A 16,706-nucleotide genomic window follows, 5' to 3' on the forward strand; every position below is an offset into this window, starting at 1 on the left:
GGCCGGGCCGCGGCGCGCGGGCGGATGACGGGCGCGCTGTGTCGCGGCGGCCCCGCGTCACGTCATGACGGCATCTCGCCGGCGACGACTTCGTCCTCATAGCACCAGATCCAGCGTTCGCCGGGTTCGATCGAGCGGACGAGCCGGTGGCCGGTTTCACGGAAATGCCGGCTCGCGTGGCGATTCGGAGACGAGTCGCAGCAGCCGACGTGCCCGCAGATCAGGCACATCCGCAAATGCACCCAGCGGCTGCCCGATCTGATGCATTCCTCACAGTAGTCCCTGTCGGTGTCGAACACGCGTGCTTCGTCGAGATGCGTACAGGCGTTGGCCATCTTGCGCTCCGATGCCGGCGCGGGAGCGACGCTCGCGGCGCGGCCGGCACGACGCCGCAAGCGGGGGGGTACGCGGCATTGTGCAGCGTCGCGTCGCTGCCGGACCTTAATTGTCATGAAGCGGCCCGCGCGGCGCGCGGCGGCGGCGTACAGTCGCGAATGCGTCCGGCAGCGGCACCGGCCGGACCGCATCCGACATCGACATCATCGGGAGGCGCTCATGGATCAACCGCAACACGTGCGGATCGTCGGTTTGCCGCGCAGCAGGGACGCGTACGCGATCCGCGATTTCCTGCAGCGGCGCATGATTGCGTACGACTGGTGCGAGCTGACATCCGACGCCGACTGCGCACAGGTGCTCGGCATCGCGCCGCTGCGCGACATCCGGCTGCCGGTCGTGATCTTTCCGGACGGCTCGCGCCTGTACCAGCCGACCCTGGCCGAGATCGCCGCGCGGCTCGGCTGGGTCGCGCGCCCGCGCTTCGTCGAATACGACGTGTCGATCTACGGCGCGGGGCCGGCCGGGCTGTCGGCGGCGGTCTACGCGGCGTCCGAAGGGCTGCGCGCGGTCGTGATCGAGCGCGGCGCGATAGGCGGGCAGGCCGGCACGAGTTCGCTGATCGAGAACTACATGGGCTTCCCCGACGGCATCCCGGGCGCGGCGCTCGCGGAACGCGCGCGCGAGCAGGCGGTGAAGTTCGGCGTCGAGCTGCTGACGATGCGCGAGGGCGTGCATGCGACGTTCGTCGACGGCAAGATCCGCGTCGAGCTCGCCGACGGGTCGATCCTGGTCGCGCGCGCGAACATCTGCGCGACCGGCATCGAATATCGCAGCCTCGGGCTGCCGGAGGAGCCGGCGTTTCTGAATGCCGGGCTGTTCTACGGCGCCGGGTCGAGCGAAGCGCCGATGTGCGCGGGCGAGCAGGTGTTCATCGTCGGCGGCGGCAATTCGGCCGGCCAGGCCGCGATGAATTTCTCGCGGCATGCGCGTCAGGTGACCATGCTCGTGCGCGGTGCGTCGCTCGCGGACACGCTGTCGCGCTACCTGATCGACCGGATCGAGCGCACGCCGAACATCGAGGTCCGCTACCGGTCGAGCGTCGCCGCGCTGCACGGCGACGGCTGGCTCGACGCGATCGAGCTTCGCTCGGCGGATGGCACGCGCGAACGGCTGCCGGCCACGCGCCTGTTCGTGTGCATCGGCGGCGCGCCGAATACCGACTGGGCGAAGGACACCGACATCATTCGCAATCCGGACGGTTATCTGGTCACCGGCGGCGACCTGTACGACTGTCCGTCGTTCGAGCGCGTGTGGCCGCTCGAACGCCGGCCGTATCACCTGGAAACCAGCGTGCCGGGATCGTTCGCGGCCGGTGACGTGCGATCCGGATCGGTCAAGCGCGTCGCGTCGGCGGTCGGCGAAGGCGCGATGGCGGTGACCTTCGTGCACCGGTTTCTCGGCGAGGATGCGCATCGGCTCGCGGGCGCGTGACGCAGGTGCGGGCCGTTCGATGGATTCATCGCGCGTCCGCCTGCGTCGCGTCGCGCCATCCGTCCCGGCCGGCGCGTGCCGGCGGCGTCCACCCGCCGCCCAATGCGCGCACGAGGCTCACCGTCGCGACGGCCAGCGCCTGCCGGCTGTGAATCAGCTGGCGCCGCGCATTCAGCGCATCGCGATCGGCGTCGATGACTTCCAGGTAGCTGACGTACCCGTGCGCGTAACGGCTCAGCGACAGCCGCGCGGCCGCATCCGTCGCGCGCGCCGCGTCGTCGTAGCGCACGATCCGCTCCTTTTGCGCGGCGATGTCGTTGAGCGCGTCCTGCACGTCGCGCAACGCGCCGATCGCGGTCGCGCGATAGTTGGCGTCGGCTGCGTCCGTGCCGGCCCGCGCGGCCGCGACCATCGCCTCGCGCTTGCCGCCGTCGAACAGCGTCAGCGCGACGTTCGCGCCGAGGCTCCACAGTGAACTGTTGCGGTCGAGGAACGTGCGCAGGTCGCGGGTCGCGAAGCCGCCGTCGGCGGTCAGCGTCAGCGTCGGCAGCCATGCGGTGCGCGCGATGCCCAGTTCGAGCGACGCCGCATCGGCGCGGCGTGCCGCCGCGAATACGTCCGGGCGTTGGGCGAGCAGCGCGGACGGCAGCCCGGCCGGCACGTCCGGCACTTGCACGGGCACGGCGCGCGCGTCGACGTCGAACGCGGTCGGCGACACGCCGGTCAGCACCGCGATGGCGTCGACGAGGTTCTCGCGCAGCCGGCGGCTCTCCGCGAGATCGGCATGCGCGGTATCGAGGTCGGCCGACGCGCGCAGCCCGTCGAGATCGCTCGCCGCGCCGGCCCGCACGCGTGCGGCGATCACGTCGAGCGCGGTGCGCCGCAGCCCGATCGCGCGCGTGAGCGTCACGAGATCGTCGTCGACGTAACGCAGCGTCAGGTAGTCGACGGCCACTTCGGTCGCCACCCGCAGACGCACCGCATCGCGGTCGGCCGCCGCCTGTAGCACGTTCTGTTCGCCGATGTCGGCGTCGCCGCGCAAGCGGCCCCATAGATCGACTTCGTAGCTCGCGGCGACGGGAACCGACCAGTTGTGCATCGTGCGCTTCGGCAACGCGTTGTCGACCGTGCCGGATACGCGCGTGCGGCTGAACGACGGGTCGACGCGCACGGTCGGCGCCAGCGCGGCATCGCGCACGCCGAGCAGCGCCTGCGCCTGGTCGACGCGCGCGGCCGCCGCGCGGATATCGAGGTTGTGCGCGAGCGCGGCGTCGACGAGGCGGCCGAGTTGCGGGTCGCCGAACCAGGCCGGCCACACGGCGAGCGACGGCGTGCGCGTATCGGTCGACGTATTGGTCGACGGATCGGCATGGCGGAATCCGTCGTGTCCGACCGGGACGGGCGCGAGCGGCTGCGGCGCGATCGAGCACGCGGCGAGCAGGCTGGCGGCGAGTACGGCGGCTGCGTGCTTCATCGCGATTCGCCGCCGGGTTGCAGCGTGACGACGACCGACAGCCCGGGCCGGATGCGCGGCTCCGTCGCAGCCGGGCCGTCCAGCAGGATCTTCACCGGCACGCGCTGCGTGACCTTCGTGAAATTGCCGGTCGCATTGTCGGGCGGCAGCAATGCGAACTGGGCGCCCGTCGCGGGCGACAGGCTGTCGATGTGGCCGGTGAACGCACGTTGCGGCAGCGCATCGAAGCGCAATTGCACGGCATCGCCGGCACGTACGCGGCGAAGCTGCGTCTCGCGAAAATTCGCGACGATCCATGGGTGCGGCTCGACGAGCGTGAGCAGCGCCTGGCCGGGCGCGACATGTTCGCCGGTCTCGACGGTCTTCTTGCCGACGTAGCCGTCCGACGGTGCGACGACCGCCGTGTAGCCGAGCTGCAGCAGCGCGTCGCGCAACTCGGCATCGTTCTGGCTCGCCGCGGCGTCGGCGGCCTCAGCGGCGGCGACGGCGCTGCGCCGTTGCGCATCGGCCGCCGCGACGCGCGCGCGGGCCGACTTGCGGGCGGCATCGGCCGCATCGAACTCCTGCTTCGACAGCCCGCGCGGCGTCTCGCGGGTCAGTTCGCGTGCACGCGCGTAATCGAGTTCGGCTTTTTCCGCATCGGCGTGTGCGGACACGAGCGCCGCGTCCGCCTGCTCGATCAGCGCGTGTGCGCGGCTCGCATCGGCATGCGCCTGGGCGACGCGTGCGCGCTGCGCCGCGACCCGCACGTCGAAGTCGCGCCGGTCGATCTGCACGAGCGCGTCGCCGGCATGCACGAACTGGTTGTCGTCGACGAGCACGCGCTCGACCGTGCCGGCCACGCGCGGCGAGATCACGTGCAGGTGACCGGTCACGTATGCGTCGTCGGTGCCGCGATCGCGCGCGTCGAACTCGTACACGAGCAATGCGACGAGCAGCAGCGCGAGCACAGCGATCGCCACGATCGCGGGCCGGCGCGAGCGAACGGGCGCGGCGGGCGGCGGCGCCGAAGCGGCCGGCGTATCGGCGGAAGGTGAGGTCATGATCGGCAAACTCCATCGTACGGGCAGGGTTCGACGCATCGCGTTATGCTTGCGCCAGCTTGACAGCGGGGAGCCGCTTGACGATGAACACCACGTTTGCGACTGGTCGTGCCGCGCCGGCGGCGGCGCCGGACATCCCGACGTTCCGGTCGATCGCCGCGATCGCGGCCGTATTGCTCGGCGCGGTCATCGCGACGCTGACCTCGCGGATCACGTCGCTCGGGCTCGCCGACGTGCGCGGCGCGCTCGGCATCGGCGTCGACGAAGGCGCGTGGATCAACACCGCGTTTACCGCGTCGCAGATGTTCGTCGGGCCGCTGGCGATCGCCGCGGCATTCATGTTCGGCACGCGCCGCGTGCTGGTCGCGGGCGCCGTCGTGTTTCTCGGCGCCGAAACCGTGCTGCCGCTCTGCACGCAGTTCGGCGCGTTCGTCGTGTTCCAGGCGATCGCGGGGCTCGCGTCCGGCGTGTTCGTGCCGCTGACGGTCGGCTTCGTCGTCCGGACGCTGCCGCCGCGGCTCATTGCGTTCGGCATCGCCGCGTATGCGATGAATCTCGAGATGTCGCTGAACCTGTCGGCCACGCTCGAGGGCTGGTACAGCGAACACCTGAGCTGGCGCTGGCTGTTCTGGCAGAACGCGGTGCTGACGGTGCCGTTCATCGCGTGCCTGCTGCTGTCGCTGGCGGACGAGCCGGTCAAGCGCTTCGCGTCCGGCATCGATGCGCGCGGGATGCTGCTCGGCGCCGGCGGCTTCGCGTGCCTGTGCGTCGCGCTCGACCAGGGCGAACGGCTGTTCTGGCTGCAGTCGCCGCTGATCGTCGCGCTGCTCTCCGCCGGCATCCTGATGATCGCCGCCTTCTTGATTCACGAGCTCGCGTCGCCGCGCGCGGGCCTCGATCTCGGCTATCTCGCGCGGCCGAACGTCGCGCTGCTGATCGTGCTCGTCGGCCTCGTGCGCTTCACCGTGCTCAATACGAGCTTCATTCCGTCGCTGTTCCTCGCCAGCACCTACGGGCTTCGGCCGTTGCAGATCGGCGATACGCTGCGCTGGATCGCGATCCCGCAGCTGCTGTTCGCGCCCTGCGTCGCACTGCTGCTGCAGCGCGTCGATCCGCGCCGGCTGATCGTGGCCGGCTTCGTGACGGTGGCGATCGCATTCGCGCTCGGTGCACGCCTTACGTCCGCGTGGGCCGAACCCGACTTCATTCCGTCGCAACTGCTGCAGGCGCTCGGGCAGACGATGGCGCTGACGTCGGTGATCTTCTTCTTCGGCAAGCACGTGACGGCCGAACACGCGTTGACGTTCGGCGCGGTCGTGCAGACGACGCGCCTGCTGAGCGGGCAGCTCGGCACGACGTCGATCGCGGTGATTCAGCGGATCAGGGAGGGTACCCATTCGAATCTCGTCGGTCTGCATGTGTCGCTGTCGGATCCCGAGACGCTCGAGCGGCTGCGCGCCGGCGCGGCGTCGCTGGTCGCGCACGGCGCCACGGTCGCGACCGGCAACCAGGCCGCCTACGCGCTCGTCGATCGGGCGGTGCGCGTGCAGGCGACCACGCTCGCGCTGGCCGACAATTTCCGCGTGGCGATGGCCTTTGCGCTCGCCGGCGCGCTGATCGGCATTCTGCTGCGGCCGGTGCGCTCGCCGTGAGCGCGGCGCGGCTGAATTTTTCTGAAAAATCCTGAAGGGCACGTCTGCCGAAGCGGCGTGCGCGCCGCGACGGCAGACGGCACGCTTACGCCTGCAGGAACGCGAGCAGCTCGGCGTTGATGCGATCGGCGTTCACGACGCACATGCCGTGCGACCCGCCTTCGATCACCTTCAACTGCGCGTGCTTGACGATCTTCGACGACAGCCGGGCCGAATCGTCGATCGGCACGATCTGGTCGTCATCGCCGTGCAGCACGAGCGTCGGCACGTCGATCTTCTTGAGATCGTCCGTGTAGTCGACTTCGGAAAACTCCTTCACGCACAGGTACTGGCCGTGAATGCCGCCCATCATGCCCTGCGACCAGAACGCGTCGATCGTGCCCTGCGACGGTTTGGCGTTCGGGCGGTTGAACCCGAAGAACGGCACCGCGAGATCCTTGTAGAACTGCGAACGGTTCTCGGCGACGTTCTTGCGGATGCCGTCGAACACGTCCATCGGCAGGCCGCCGGGGTTGGTCGGCGACTTCACCATCTGCGGCGGCACCGCGCCGATCAGCACGGCCTTCGACACGCGCTTCGTGCCGTGGCGGCCGATGTAGCGCGCCACTTCGCCACCGCCCGTCGAGTGGCCGACGAGCGTGGCTTCGCGCACGTCCAGGGCGTCGAGCAGGGCGGCCAGATCGTCCGCGTACGTGTTCATGTCGTTGCCGCGCGACGGCTGGCTCGAACGGCCGTGGCCACGGCGGTCGTGCGCGATCACGCGATAGCCGTGCTGCACGAGGAACAGCATCTGCGCGTCCCACGCGTCCGCACACAGCGGCCAGCCGTGCGAGAACACGACCGGGCGGCCGGTGCCCCAGTCCTTGAAGTAGATCTGCGTGCCGTCCTGGGTGGTGATCGTGTTCATCGAATGGGCTCCTGGGTGGGCTGAAGAGGCGCTGCGGGCGGGGGTGCCGGCCGCGGCCGCCATCGCGGGCAGCGCGGCTGCCGCGACGGCCGTCGCGCCGGCAAGCAGCATGTCGCGGCGGCGCGCCGACGGAACGGCGTCGGTCTGTACGGGGTGCATCTGGACTCCTGAGGTGTGCGGCGCAACGATGCCGCGCGGGATGGTGGATCGGTAACGACCGGCCGCGGCCATCCCGCCGGCAGCCGGTCCGCTTGCGTCGTCGCACGCCGGTTCGTGCGGGCGCGGACGAACGAATGCCGCCGGGAGCGTATCGCGGCGCGATATGCGCCGTACTGAAATCCGGCTGAATTTTCTTGAACGCGCCGCGGAGGGAAATTGGCCGGGCTGCAGAAAAATTAAGCGCGCGACCGGGACTCTTCAGCGAACGGCGACTATCGTCGACATTGGATCATCCGCACACGTTTCGCGCCGCGCGCACGGATCCGACACCCGCACCGCCCGTCACTTGCCTGGATATGCCGCCATGGATGCCTTCAATCGCTGGGAGCACATGATCACGTCGCTCGGGCCGCCTTCCCTGGCGGGCGTCCGGTCGATGCCGGCGCCGCGCACGCGACAGGCGGACGGCCCGCGCCGCGGCCATCGCGGCGACGCGCCGACGCCGTCGAGCGGCGACATACGCCGCCGCAGCGCGATCGTCACCGCCGAGCGGCAGACCGATTCGTCGATGCTGGTGTCATGGAGCGACCCGACGCACTGCCGCTACGACGAGCAGCGCTGGATCAGCGCGAAGGCGCGCGGGAGCGGGCGGTGCGCGCTCACCGGCGGGCCGATCCGGGTCGGCGATGCCATCTACAAGCCCCAGTGGCGCGGCGCGAAACGGCCGGCGAACTGCCGCGAGATGATTCTGGCGTCGGCGCTCGACGTGTTCGCCGCGCGGCAGTCCCGGCCATGACGCCCGGCAGCGCGGCGTGGCATCGGTTGCGACCGGCGCGGTACGTCGTGACGCCATCAATCTCGGAACGGAGGCGGCGGCGACACGCTTGCCGATACCGCGCGACGAATGGCCGCGGTTTGCACAGGCCCGATCGCACGGCTGCTCGAAACGGGAATCGTTCCGCTATCGGCACGGAGCGACGATCTACCGGCGCTATATGCGGCGCCCGCGCGCATTCGATCGACCGGCCGAATCAAACGGAAAATACGTCGAATTTTCCCGAACCGGCAAGCATATCGTCTGATATATGTAAATCATATTTACGAGCGAATCGGCAATTCGCACATGAATCGTGCGCCGCCGTGCTTCTCTTGCCGCATTCGGGTGCATATGGTCACACGCGTGCCACACCACGTCGCCGCGGTATTTTTCGTCATTTCAAAAAATTCGATCGCTTCATTCTGATAATTTGAATCATTCTGCTACGTAAATACCGTAGCATTGACGCGAAACCGGCGCCGGGTTTAAACCGTGCGCCGTTGAATGTCACCATCAAGAAATTGCGATGATCCGAATTGGAACACTTCACGTTTTTCTCGACAGACGTGAAATTCGTTCGAACGGCAAGCTGTTGCGCATCGGTAGCCGCGCATTCGAGATTCTCGAGCTGTTGATTCGGGCGAACGGCGCACTGGTATCGAAAGACGAAATCATGCAGCGCGTGTGGCCGCACACCGTGGTGGAAGAAAACAACCTGCAGGTGCACATCGCGTCGCTGCGCAAGGCGCTGGCCGACGACCGGAACCTGATCGTGACGGTGCCGGGCCGCGGCTATCGGCTCGTCATCGAGCAACATGACGACGGCGGCGCGCCCGTGCGCCCGGCGATGTCGCGGCCGTCCGCCGCGCCCGGCGCGCTGTTCGGCCGCGAACGCATGGTCGGCGAGGTGCTGGCCGCATTGCAGGACGCACGCATCGTGACCCTGGTCGGCGCGGGCGGCATCGGCAAGACGCGAATCGCGATCGAAGCGGCCGCGCGCGCGGACGCGCGTTTTCCCGAAGGCACCGTGTTCGTGTCGCTCGCGACGGTCGCGTGCCCGCGCTTCGTGCCGGATGCGCTCGCGGGTGCGTTCGGCATCGCGCAGCCGACCGGCGCGCTGACCCTCGAAGCCGTGCTCGCCGCGGTCGCACGCCGCCGGATGCTGCTCGTGCTCGACAATTGCGAGCATCTGCTCGATGCCGCGGCGCGGATCGCGAGCGCGCTGACCGACGCGGACGACGGGCTGTGCGTGCTCGCGACGAGCCGGGAATCGCTGCGCATCCACGGCGAGCGCGTGTGCCCGGTGCTGCCGCTCGACGTGCCCGATGAAGGCGCGGCCGATCACGATGCGATGCGCGCGGGCGCCGTGCAGTTGTTCGCCGCACGCGCCCGCGCGGCCGATCCGCGTTTTCCGCTCGATGCGCGCAGCCTGTCGCTGATGGCGTCGGTCTGCCGCCGGCTCGACGGTCTGCCGCTCGCGATCGAACTGGCCGCGGCGCGTGCCGCCGTGCTCGGCATCGACGTGCTGGCGGCCCATCTCGACGATCATTTCCGGCTGCTGACGGGCGGTTTCCGCACCGCGCTTCCGCGCCATCAGACGCTGCAGGCGATGTACGACTGGAGCGACCGGCTGCTGGGCGATGCCGAGCGCCTGCTGTTGCGATGGCTCGGCGTGTTCCGCGACGGTTTCTCGATCGAGGCCGTGCGCGCGGTGGTCGGCCCGAACGGGCTGGCCGGCGCGGGTCTGCTCGATACGATCGCGGGCCTCGTGTCGAAATCGCTGCTGATCCTCGAGACCGCGCACGGCGCGCCGCGTTACCGATTGCTGACGACCACGCGCGCTTACGCGCAGCAGCAGCTCGACGCGCACGGCGACGGCGCGGCGGCCGCGCGTGCGCACGCCGGCTATTTCCTCGCGTTGTTCCGGCAAGCGGCGCATGGCGGTGGCGCGCGGGGCAGCGAGCACGGCGGCCCCACGCGGCTCGATGCGGTGCGGCGTGAGCTCGGCAACCTGCGTGCCGCGCTCGACTGGGCGTTCTCGGCGAACGGCGATGCGGCGCTCGGCATCGCGCTCGCGGCCGTCGCGGTGCCTTGCCTGTTTGACCTGTCGCTCGTCGACGAATGCCGCGAACGGGCGCGCGTGGCGCTCGATGCGATGCGCGACGCCGACACCACGGCGGAGGCCGCCGATGCGCGTGTGCGCTTGCTCGCCGCGTATGCGGCGGCGCTCGCGCATACGGCCGGATCGACGCAGGCGGTGCATGACGCGTGGTCGGAAGTGCACGCGCTCGGCTTCGATGCGGCCGAGGTGGAGCTGCCGGCGCGCGAGGGCTGACGGCGGATGGGCGGTGTGCCTTCCGCGCTTCAGAACGTTTCAGCGCGGCTCAAGGACACGGGCACGCGGCACGCGTAGATTGCGTGCGTAAGGCGCGGCCATTCCGGCACGCTTGCGTGGCGATCGTGTGCGCGCGCCGAGATATCGCGACGCCATTCGCCACGCGGGCGTCGCGACGCGTGCGGCGCCGCCTGCGCCGCCGCGTACCCGCCCAACCGGACGAACCGCCGCATGAAACTTCCCGAATCCGACCTTTCCCGCCACGCGGCCGACCTCGGCCTGCTGTTCCTGCGCGTCACCGCCAGCGTGCTGCTGCTCGTGGTTCACGGCTTGCCCAAAGTCCTGCACTACACGTCGGAAGCCGCCGCCATCGAGGATCCGTTCCATCTCGGCCGCACGCTGTCGATCCTGTTTGCGATCTTCGCGGAAGTCGTGTGCCCGGTATTCATGATCGTCGGCGTATGGCCGCGCCTCGCCGCGCTGCCGGTGATGATCATCACGCTCGTCGCGCTGGTGTTCGTCCATCCCGACTGGTCGCTGCGCGATGCGCAGTTCGCGTGGATGCTGCTGATCCTGTTCGGCACGATCGCGATCGCGGGCGCCGGCCGCTATGCGTTGCCGAGCGTGGTGCGCCGGCGCCAGTAACGTGGCCGCGGGCGTCGCCCGCGCCCCTCATCCCGTCGCAGCGGTGACGGTCCGACCGTCACGCTGCCGTCGCCATCGTTGCGTTCCGATATGCTGAATCTCTCCGATACCGCGCTGTACGGCACGCCGATTGTGCTGGCCGATCTCGTCGCATGGCGTCTGTTCGGGCGCGGTCGCGGCGCGATGCGGGCCGTCTGGCGCTGCGCGGCGTTCGCCGCACTGACCGCCGTGCTGTTCACGCACGGCGTGAGCCCGCTCGCCGTTCCCGCGTCGGCCACGGGCCTCGACCGCGTCGCGCTCCAGGCCGTCTGCATCGTCTGGTGGCTGCAATGCGCGATCGTCTTCAGCCTGCTGCTCGATCATCTGCTGTTGCCGCCCGCGTGGCGCAGCCAGCGGCTCTTTCACGACATCGCCGCGGGCGTCGTGTTCGGTGCGGCGGCGGTCGCCGCGTTGGGCTACGTGCTCGGGCTGCCGTTGAGCGGCGTCGTCGCGACGTCCGGCGCCGTGGCGGTGATCCTCGGTCTCGCACTGCAGAACACGCTGAACGACGTGTTCTCCGGGCTCGTGCTGAACACCACGCAGCCGTTTCGCCTGAACGACACCGTGTCGATCGGCGAGATCGAAGGGCGGATCGTCGAGAGCAACTGGCGGGCGACGAAGCTGATCGACAGCCTCGGCAACCTGGTCGTCGTGCCGAACAGCGCCGCGGCCCGCGCAACGATCGTGAACCTCAGCGAACCGTCCGGCCTGCACGGCGTGACGCTCGCGCTCGACGTCGATCCCGCGATGCGGCCGGCGGTCGTCGTCGGCGCGCTCGAGCGGGCAGCGGCCAGTTCGCTCGACGTACTCGCGCGCCCCGCGCCCGTTGCCGTCGTGAAGGCATTCGGCACCAACGCGATCCGCTACGAGCTCCTCTGTTACGTCGACGCGCTGCAGAAGACGACGGCCGTGCGCAACGCACTGTACGATCTCGCGCATCGGCATCTGGCCGCGGCAGGCACCGCGTGGCGGCCGCTCTCGAGCACCGCGCCGTCAGCGGCGGCGGACGGGCGCGACCGGCACGACCGGCATGACCGGCATGACGTATCGCGCCGGTTGCTGCTGTTGCGTGCGGTGGACCTGTTCGCGCGCGTCGACGACGACGATCTCGCTGCGCTGGCCGATGCGCTGGTAACGCGTTCGTTCGGCCAGGGCGACGTGATCTATGCGTCGAATTCAGATACGCGCGTGCTGACGATCGTCGAATCCGGCGTCGCGGCCGTATTCGTGCCGGGCCCGTCGGGCGACGTCGAGGTGCGGCGCATGGCGCCCGGCGATGCGATCGGGCAATCGGTCGTGCTGGCCGGCACGCGCCTGCATGCGACCGTGCATGCGGTGACAGCGATGACCGTCCTGCAGCTGCGCAGCGAGGACCTGTCGGCGCTGATCCGCAGGAAGCCGGAGCTCGGCAGGCTGATGTGTGAATCGGTCACCGAACATATCGCGACCGAGGAACGGCTGATGATCCCGCCGGTCGAGAAGGCGCACGCGTCATTCAGCCTGATCGCGTGGCTCGAGAAGGAAATGAAGCGCGTGCACGATTCGATCGTCTGACGCGCGGCGCGCCGCGGTCAGTGACCTTCGCTGGCGCCGAAGCACGCGCGCGGGCAAGCGCAGCGGCCAAGGGCCGGCGCGCTGCAAGCGTTCAGGTGAGTCGGGTCGTTCAGGCGGGAAGGCGAGAAGGCAGACAACACGTTTGCGCGCGGCGCACGGACGGCGCGATCACGCGAGCTGCAAAAGCCGATCGACGAGATCGGGGCGATCGAGTTGCTCGACCCACCACAGGAGTGCGCGGCCGGCCTCGTCGCTGCGCCAGGCGAGATAGCAATGCGTGGTGTCGCGCATGCCGGTCACCCTGCGGGCGACGAGCTTGCCGTCGGCGATCGCGCGCGCGGCGATGCATTCCGGCAGCGTGCCCACCGCGAGCCCTTCGCATTGCGCATCGAGCTTGGCCGCGAGCGTCGGCACCGCGAGCGTCGGCTGGCCCGCGTCGATCGCCACCGACTGCGGCGGCAACTCGCGCGACGTATCGCTGATCACCGCGCCGCGATACTGGACGACCGCCGCCATCGACAGCGGCTCGGGGAGCGCGGCGAGCGGATGGGTCGGCGCAACGGCGAACACGTGTTTCAGCGCGCCGATCGGGCGCGCGATGATGTTCGGCAGTTCGGGCGGCGCTCCGGCGGCGCCGACGACGAGATCCGCGCGGCGCGAGATCAGCGCGTCCCAGGTGCCGCCGAGCACTTCGGTCGACAGCCGCAGCCGCGTATCCATCCCGAGTGCATAGAACCGGTGCACGAATGGCCACATCGCGTCGAACGGCAGGATCTCGTCGATACAGATGCGGACCTCGGTTTCCCAGCCTGCCTGCGCGCGCTGCGCCTTCATCTCCAGCTGTTCGGCCGCATGCAGGAGCCGCCGGCCTTCCTCGACGACGATGCGGCCCGCGTGCGTGAGCTTCGCGCGCCGGCCGCTGCGGTCGAACAGCATGACGCCGAGATCGCTCTCGAGTTTCTGCACCAGGTAGGTCAGGGCGGACGGCACGCGATGCAGCAGTTCCGCGGCTTCGGCGAACGTTCCGGTACGGTCGATCGCATCGAGGGCTTCGAGCGCTTCGAATGACAGCTTCATCGCGAGTTCCGGTAGGGGCGGCTGGCGCATCATACCAGCGCGTGCCGCACGAAGGGCAGCGCGCGTCATGGTGGTTTGCTAGACTGATGCGCGTCGTCATTCACATGCTTGTCTCCACTCATGACTGCACGTCAGGCGGACAACGCTTCTTCCGATTTCATCCCGGCCGACGTCCGGCAGACCGTCGTCGCGCAGGCGCTGCCGAAGGGACAGGTCAGCATCGTCCGGCTGCAGTCGCTGCGCCGCAACAGCGGGCTCACCGCGCCCTATCAACTGGAGAATTCGGATCTCATCGTGTTGCAGTTGCGTCCGTTCGGCGAACAGGATCTGTGGCTCGACGGCCGCCGCGCACCGTTCGTGCCGTACGGCGCGGGCACGGTCACGGTTTACGATCTCGATCGCGACTGGGTAGCCGATCTGAAGGGCGCGTTCGACTGCATGCATTTCCACATGCCGCGCCCGCTGCTCGAGGAAACGGTGGACGACCTCGGCGGCCGGCAGCGGCCGCGGCTTTACCTGCCGCCTCACCTGAGCGCGCACGATCCGATCATCCACTCGCTCGGCCAGTCGCTGCTGCCCGCGCTCGCGCGGCCCGACCAGGCGTCGCAGATGTTCATCGATCACGTCGGCCTCGCGTTTCAGGCGCACGTGGCCCACCGTTACGGCGGCGTCAGCGAGCGGCGGGAAAAGACGTACGGGAAACTCACGCCGTCGCAGGAGCGCCGTGCGAAGGAGCTCCTGCTCGAGCATCTCGACGGCAACCTCGGGCTGGCCGACGTGGCGAGCGCATGCGGGCTGTCTCGCAGCTATTTCGTGAAGGCGTTTCATCAGACGACCGGGCTGCCGCCGCATCGCTGGCTCATCGTGCAGCGCGTCGAACGGGCGAAGGAATGGATGCGCAATCCGAGCCTGCCGTTGAGCATGATCGCCGCCGCATGCGGTTTTGCCGATCAGAGCCACTTCTCGCGGACCTTCACGCGCTTGACCGGCGTCAGCCCTCGCCGCTGGCGCGCCGACCATACCTGATCGTCGTGATGCGGGGCCGGGTAGGCGAGGTTCGCCTCGTCATCCGGTATCGGAACGTGGGCATCCTGCGCGGCTCGATTCGGCCGGGTGCGGGGCGGGCGCAGTAGCGGCGATCGCACGTGCGGCGCGCGGCTTGCGCCACGCCGGCCAGATAAGCGCGCGCCTGTAGCGGTGTGCGCAGGGGGCTTATGCGTAGAAGCCGATCAGCATGTCGAGATTGCGTTGCGCGTGCTGCTCGAGCGGCGCGAATTCCGCCGATCGAAACAACGGGGCCTGCGCGCGCAGACGCTCGAGCGCCTGCTTGCGGCCGGCGCGGAAGCCTGCCGACGGTGCATCGGGATCCTGCGCCCACTCGCGCGCGATTGCGCGGTCGTACTCGCGCAGCCGTTCGGGTGCGGCCGCGAGGATTGCGAGATCGGCGTCGAGGAAAATTTGCGCGGCGCGCTGCAATTCCGGATCGACGGCGAATCCGTCAGGCAGCCGGTGCGACTTCGTCGCCAGCACCAGGTCGCGGGCAACGGACACGTGCGATGCATGCGCGTGCAACCAGGCTGCGTCGCAACGCGAGTGCGTGACCTGCGCGAGCCATTGCGCGCTGAGCGCTTCGTTATCCGCATGATCCGGCAGTGTCGTCGCGTAGACGATGTCGTGTGCCCACACGGCCAGCTCGATGGCCGGCCACAGCGGGTCCGCGCGATAGGGCGCGAGGTGCGCGAACAATTCCGCCAGATGGGAGAGCGTGTGGTAGAAGCGCTGCGGCTCGCCGTACGCGCGTTCGACGAGCGGCCACACGGCCGTCGTGCCGAAGCAGGCGTCGCAGGCGGCGCGCAGCGTGCGCGCGATATCGGGATCGAGGGCGTTCATGGCGGCGATCGGCTCGGGCAGGCGGATGCGCGAAGCATAGCAAACGTGGCCGCGAGCAGGCACGCCGCTTGCGCATGCGCACGGATCGCACCGTATCGGAGGTTGCCATGAAACGCATCTGGCCGCGATGCCCGCTGCTCGCGATCTGCGCGGTCGGGGTGTTCGCGCTGCACGCAGGGCCCGCATCGGCGGCGCCCGACGTATCGATCAGCCGCGCGGATTACGGGACGACCGCGACCGGGCAGGCGGTGAGCCAGTACACGCTCGCGAACCGGCACGGCGTGACGCTGCAAGTCATCACGTATGGCGGCATCGTGACCGCACTGAACGTGCCGGACCGGGCCGGCCACGTTGCCGACATCGCGCTCGGCTTCGATTCGCTGCACGACTACGAAGCGCACAACGGCAACATCCATTTCGGCGCACTGATCGGCCGGTATGCGAACCGCATTGCCGGCGGGCGGTTCCCGCTCGATGGCCGGACGTGGACGCTGCCGGTCAACGACGGGCCGAACACACTGCATGGCGGCCCCGGCAGTTTCGACGCGAAGGTATGGACGGTCACCGGTACGCACGGCGACGCGAACGGTTCGAGCGTCACGCTGCGCTACGTGAGCCCTGACGGCGAGAACGGCTTTCCCGGCACGTTGACGACGGACGTCACCTACACGCTGACGCGCGATAGCCAGATCCGCATCGACTATCGCGCGACGACCGACAAGGATACGGTCGTCAACCTGACCAACCACAGCTATTTCAATCTGGCCGGGCAGGCGGGTGGCAGCGTCGAGCGGCAGCTGATCGAGATCGCCGCCTCGCGCTTCACGCCGACCGACGATACGTCGATTCCGACCGGGCAACTGGCGAGCGTGGCGGGCACGCCGATGGATCTGCGCCAGTTGACACCGATCGGTGCGCATCTGCGCGACGCATATCCGCAGCTCGTCATCGCGCATGGGTACGACCAGAACTGGGTGCTCGACCAGGGCGGCCAGCCGGCGCCGGCGTTTGCCGCGCGCGTTTACGACCCGGCGTCGGGGCGTTTCCTCGAGGTGTACACGACACAGCCGGGGCTGCAGTTCTATACGGCCAACGGGCTGAACGGCAGCGTCGCGGGCAAGGGCGGGACGGTCTATCGGCCAACCGATGCGTTCGCGCTGGAGGCCGAACATTTTCCCGATTCGCCGAATCATCCGGCATTCCCGACGACGCTGCTCAAGCCCGGCGAGACGCTGCACGAAGTGACGGTGTGGCGGGTGGGGGCGCGGTGAACCGGGGCGCGGGCCG

At 69.2% G+C, this 16,706-nt stretch carries 15 protein-coding genes; 9 read left to right on the plus strand and 6 right to left on the minus strand.

Annotated elements, in window-relative coordinates:
* Positions 1-62 precede the first annotated feature (62 nt).
* Positions 63-335, minus strand: coding sequence for a UBP-type zinc finger domain-containing protein (locus CFB50_RS37250; protein WP_089449365.1), 273 nt, complete (start codon positions 333-335; stop codon positions 63-65).
* Between the two features lie 220 nt (positions 336-555).
* On the opposite strand from CFB50_RS37250, the gene CFB50_RS37255 reads away from it, so the two are divergent.
* The gene (locus tag CFB50_RS37255; RefSeq protein ID WP_089449366.1) at positions 556-1,827 is read left to right on the plus strand and encodes an NAD(P)/FAD-dependent oxidoreductase; all 1,272 of its coding nucleotides are present in this window, start codon (positions 556-558) and stop codon (positions 1,825-1,827) included.
* A gap of 25 nt (positions 1,828-1,852) precedes the next feature.
* On the opposite strand, the gene CFB50_RS37260 is transcribed toward CFB50_RS37255, so the two are convergent.
* Both CFB50_RS37260 and CFB50_RS37265 read right to left on the minus strand, forming a co-directional pair.
* Entirely contained in the window at positions 1,853-3,301 is a 1,449-nt protein-coding gene (locus tag CFB50_RS37260; RefSeq protein ID WP_089449367.1) for an efflux transporter outer membrane subunit, read from the minus strand.
* Complete coding sequence (locus CFB50_RS37265; RefSeq protein ID WP_089449368.1) at positions 3,298-4,344, minus strand: HlyD family secretion protein; 1,047 nt, start codon at positions 4,342-4,344, stop codon at positions 3,298-3,300. The genes CFB50_RS37260 and CFB50_RS37265 overlap by 4 nt, the downstream gene beginning before the upstream one ends.
* 83 nt (positions 4,345-4,427) lie before the next feature.
* On the opposite strand from CFB50_RS37265, the gene CFB50_RS37270 reads away from it, so the two are divergent.
* The gene (locus CFB50_RS37270; protein WP_089449565.1) at positions 4,428-5,996 is read left to right on the plus strand and encodes an MFS transporter; all 1,569 of its coding nucleotides are present in this window, start codon (positions 4,428-4,430) and stop codon (positions 5,994-5,996) included.
* Between the two features lie 85 nt (positions 5,997-6,081).
* On the opposite strand, the gene CFB50_RS37275 is transcribed toward CFB50_RS37270, so the two are convergent.
* Entirely contained in the window at positions 6,082-7,062 is a 981-nt protein-coding gene (locus tag CFB50_RS37275) for an alpha/beta fold hydrolase (RefSeq protein ID WP_089449369.1), read from the minus strand.
* A 364-nt stretch (positions 7,063-7,426) separates the two neighbouring features.
* Between CFB50_RS37275 and CFB50_RS37280 the strand changes: the two genes are divergently transcribed.
* The 5 genes from CFB50_RS37280 (at position 7,427) to CFB50_RS37300 (ending at position 12,452) form a co-directional block, all read left to right on the plus strand.
* Positions 7,427-7,858 (plus strand): DUF3331 domain-containing protein, encoded by a 432-nt coding sequence (locus tag CFB50_RS37280; protein ID WP_089449370.1) that lies wholly within the window; start codon positions 7,427-7,429, stop codon positions 7,856-7,858.
* A 16-nt stretch (positions 7,859-7,874) separates the two neighbouring features.
* Entirely contained in the window at positions 7,875-8,144 is a 270-nt protein-coding gene (locus CFB50_RS39350; protein ID WP_144020761.1) for a hypothetical protein, read from the plus strand.
* 261 nt (positions 8,145-8,405) lie between these two features.
* Positions 8,406-10,214, plus strand: coding sequence for a winged helix-turn-helix domain-containing protein (locus tag CFB50_RS37285; RefSeq protein WP_089449371.1), 1,809 nt, complete (start codon positions 8,406-8,408; stop codon positions 10,212-10,214).
* Between the two features lie 231 nt (positions 10,215-10,445).
* On the plus strand, positions 10,446-10,859 hold the full coding sequence (locus tag CFB50_RS37295) for a DoxX family protein (RefSeq protein WP_089449373.1): 414 nt from the start codon (positions 10,446-10,448) through the stop codon (positions 10,857-10,859).
* Between the two features lie 90 nt (positions 10,860-10,949).
* Complete coding sequence (locus CFB50_RS37300; RefSeq protein WP_089449374.1) at positions 10,950-12,452, plus strand: mechanosensitive ion channel family protein; 1,503 nt, start codon at positions 10,950-10,952, stop codon at positions 12,450-12,452.
* A 168-nt stretch (positions 12,453-12,620) separates the two neighbouring features.
* Here the strand turns inward: CFB50_RS37300 and CFB50_RS37305 are convergent, their stop codons facing one another.
* Entirely contained in the window at positions 12,621-13,529 is a 909-nt protein-coding gene (locus tag CFB50_RS37305) for a LysR family transcriptional regulator (protein ID WP_089449375.1), read from the minus strand.
* Positions 13,530-13,649: 120 nt separating this feature from the next.
* Here CFB50_RS37305 and CFB50_RS37310 point away from each other — a divergent pair, with 120 nt between their 5' ends.
* Positions 13,650-14,555, plus strand: a complete 906-nt coding sequence (locus CFB50_RS37310) for a helix-turn-helix domain-containing protein (RefSeq protein ID WP_089449376.1) — start codon at positions 13,650-13,652, stop codon at positions 14,553-14,555.
* A gap of 186 nt (positions 14,556-14,741) precedes the next feature.
* On the opposite strand, the gene CFB50_RS37315 is transcribed toward CFB50_RS37310, so the two are convergent.
* Positions 14,742-15,419 carry a hypothetical protein gene (locus tag CFB50_RS37315; RefSeq protein WP_089449377.1) on the minus strand — a complete coding sequence of 226 codons (678 nt, stop codon included), beginning with the start codon at positions 15,417-15,419 and terminating at the stop codon, positions 14,742-14,744.
* A gap of 107 nt (positions 15,420-15,526) precedes the next feature.
* Between CFB50_RS37315 and CFB50_RS37320 the strand changes: the two genes are divergently transcribed.
* On the plus strand, positions 15,527-16,690 hold the full coding sequence (locus CFB50_RS37320; protein ID WP_089449566.1) for an aldose epimerase family protein: 1,164 nt from the start codon (positions 15,527-15,529) through the stop codon (positions 16,688-16,690).
* Positions 16,691-16,706 lie beyond the last annotated feature (16 nt).

Origin of the sequence: Burkholderia sp. AU33423 (assembly GCF_002223135.1) — a bacterium.
Lineage (GTDB): Bacteria > Pseudomonadota > Gammaproteobacteria > Burkholderiales > Burkholderiaceae > Burkholderia > Burkholderia lata_D.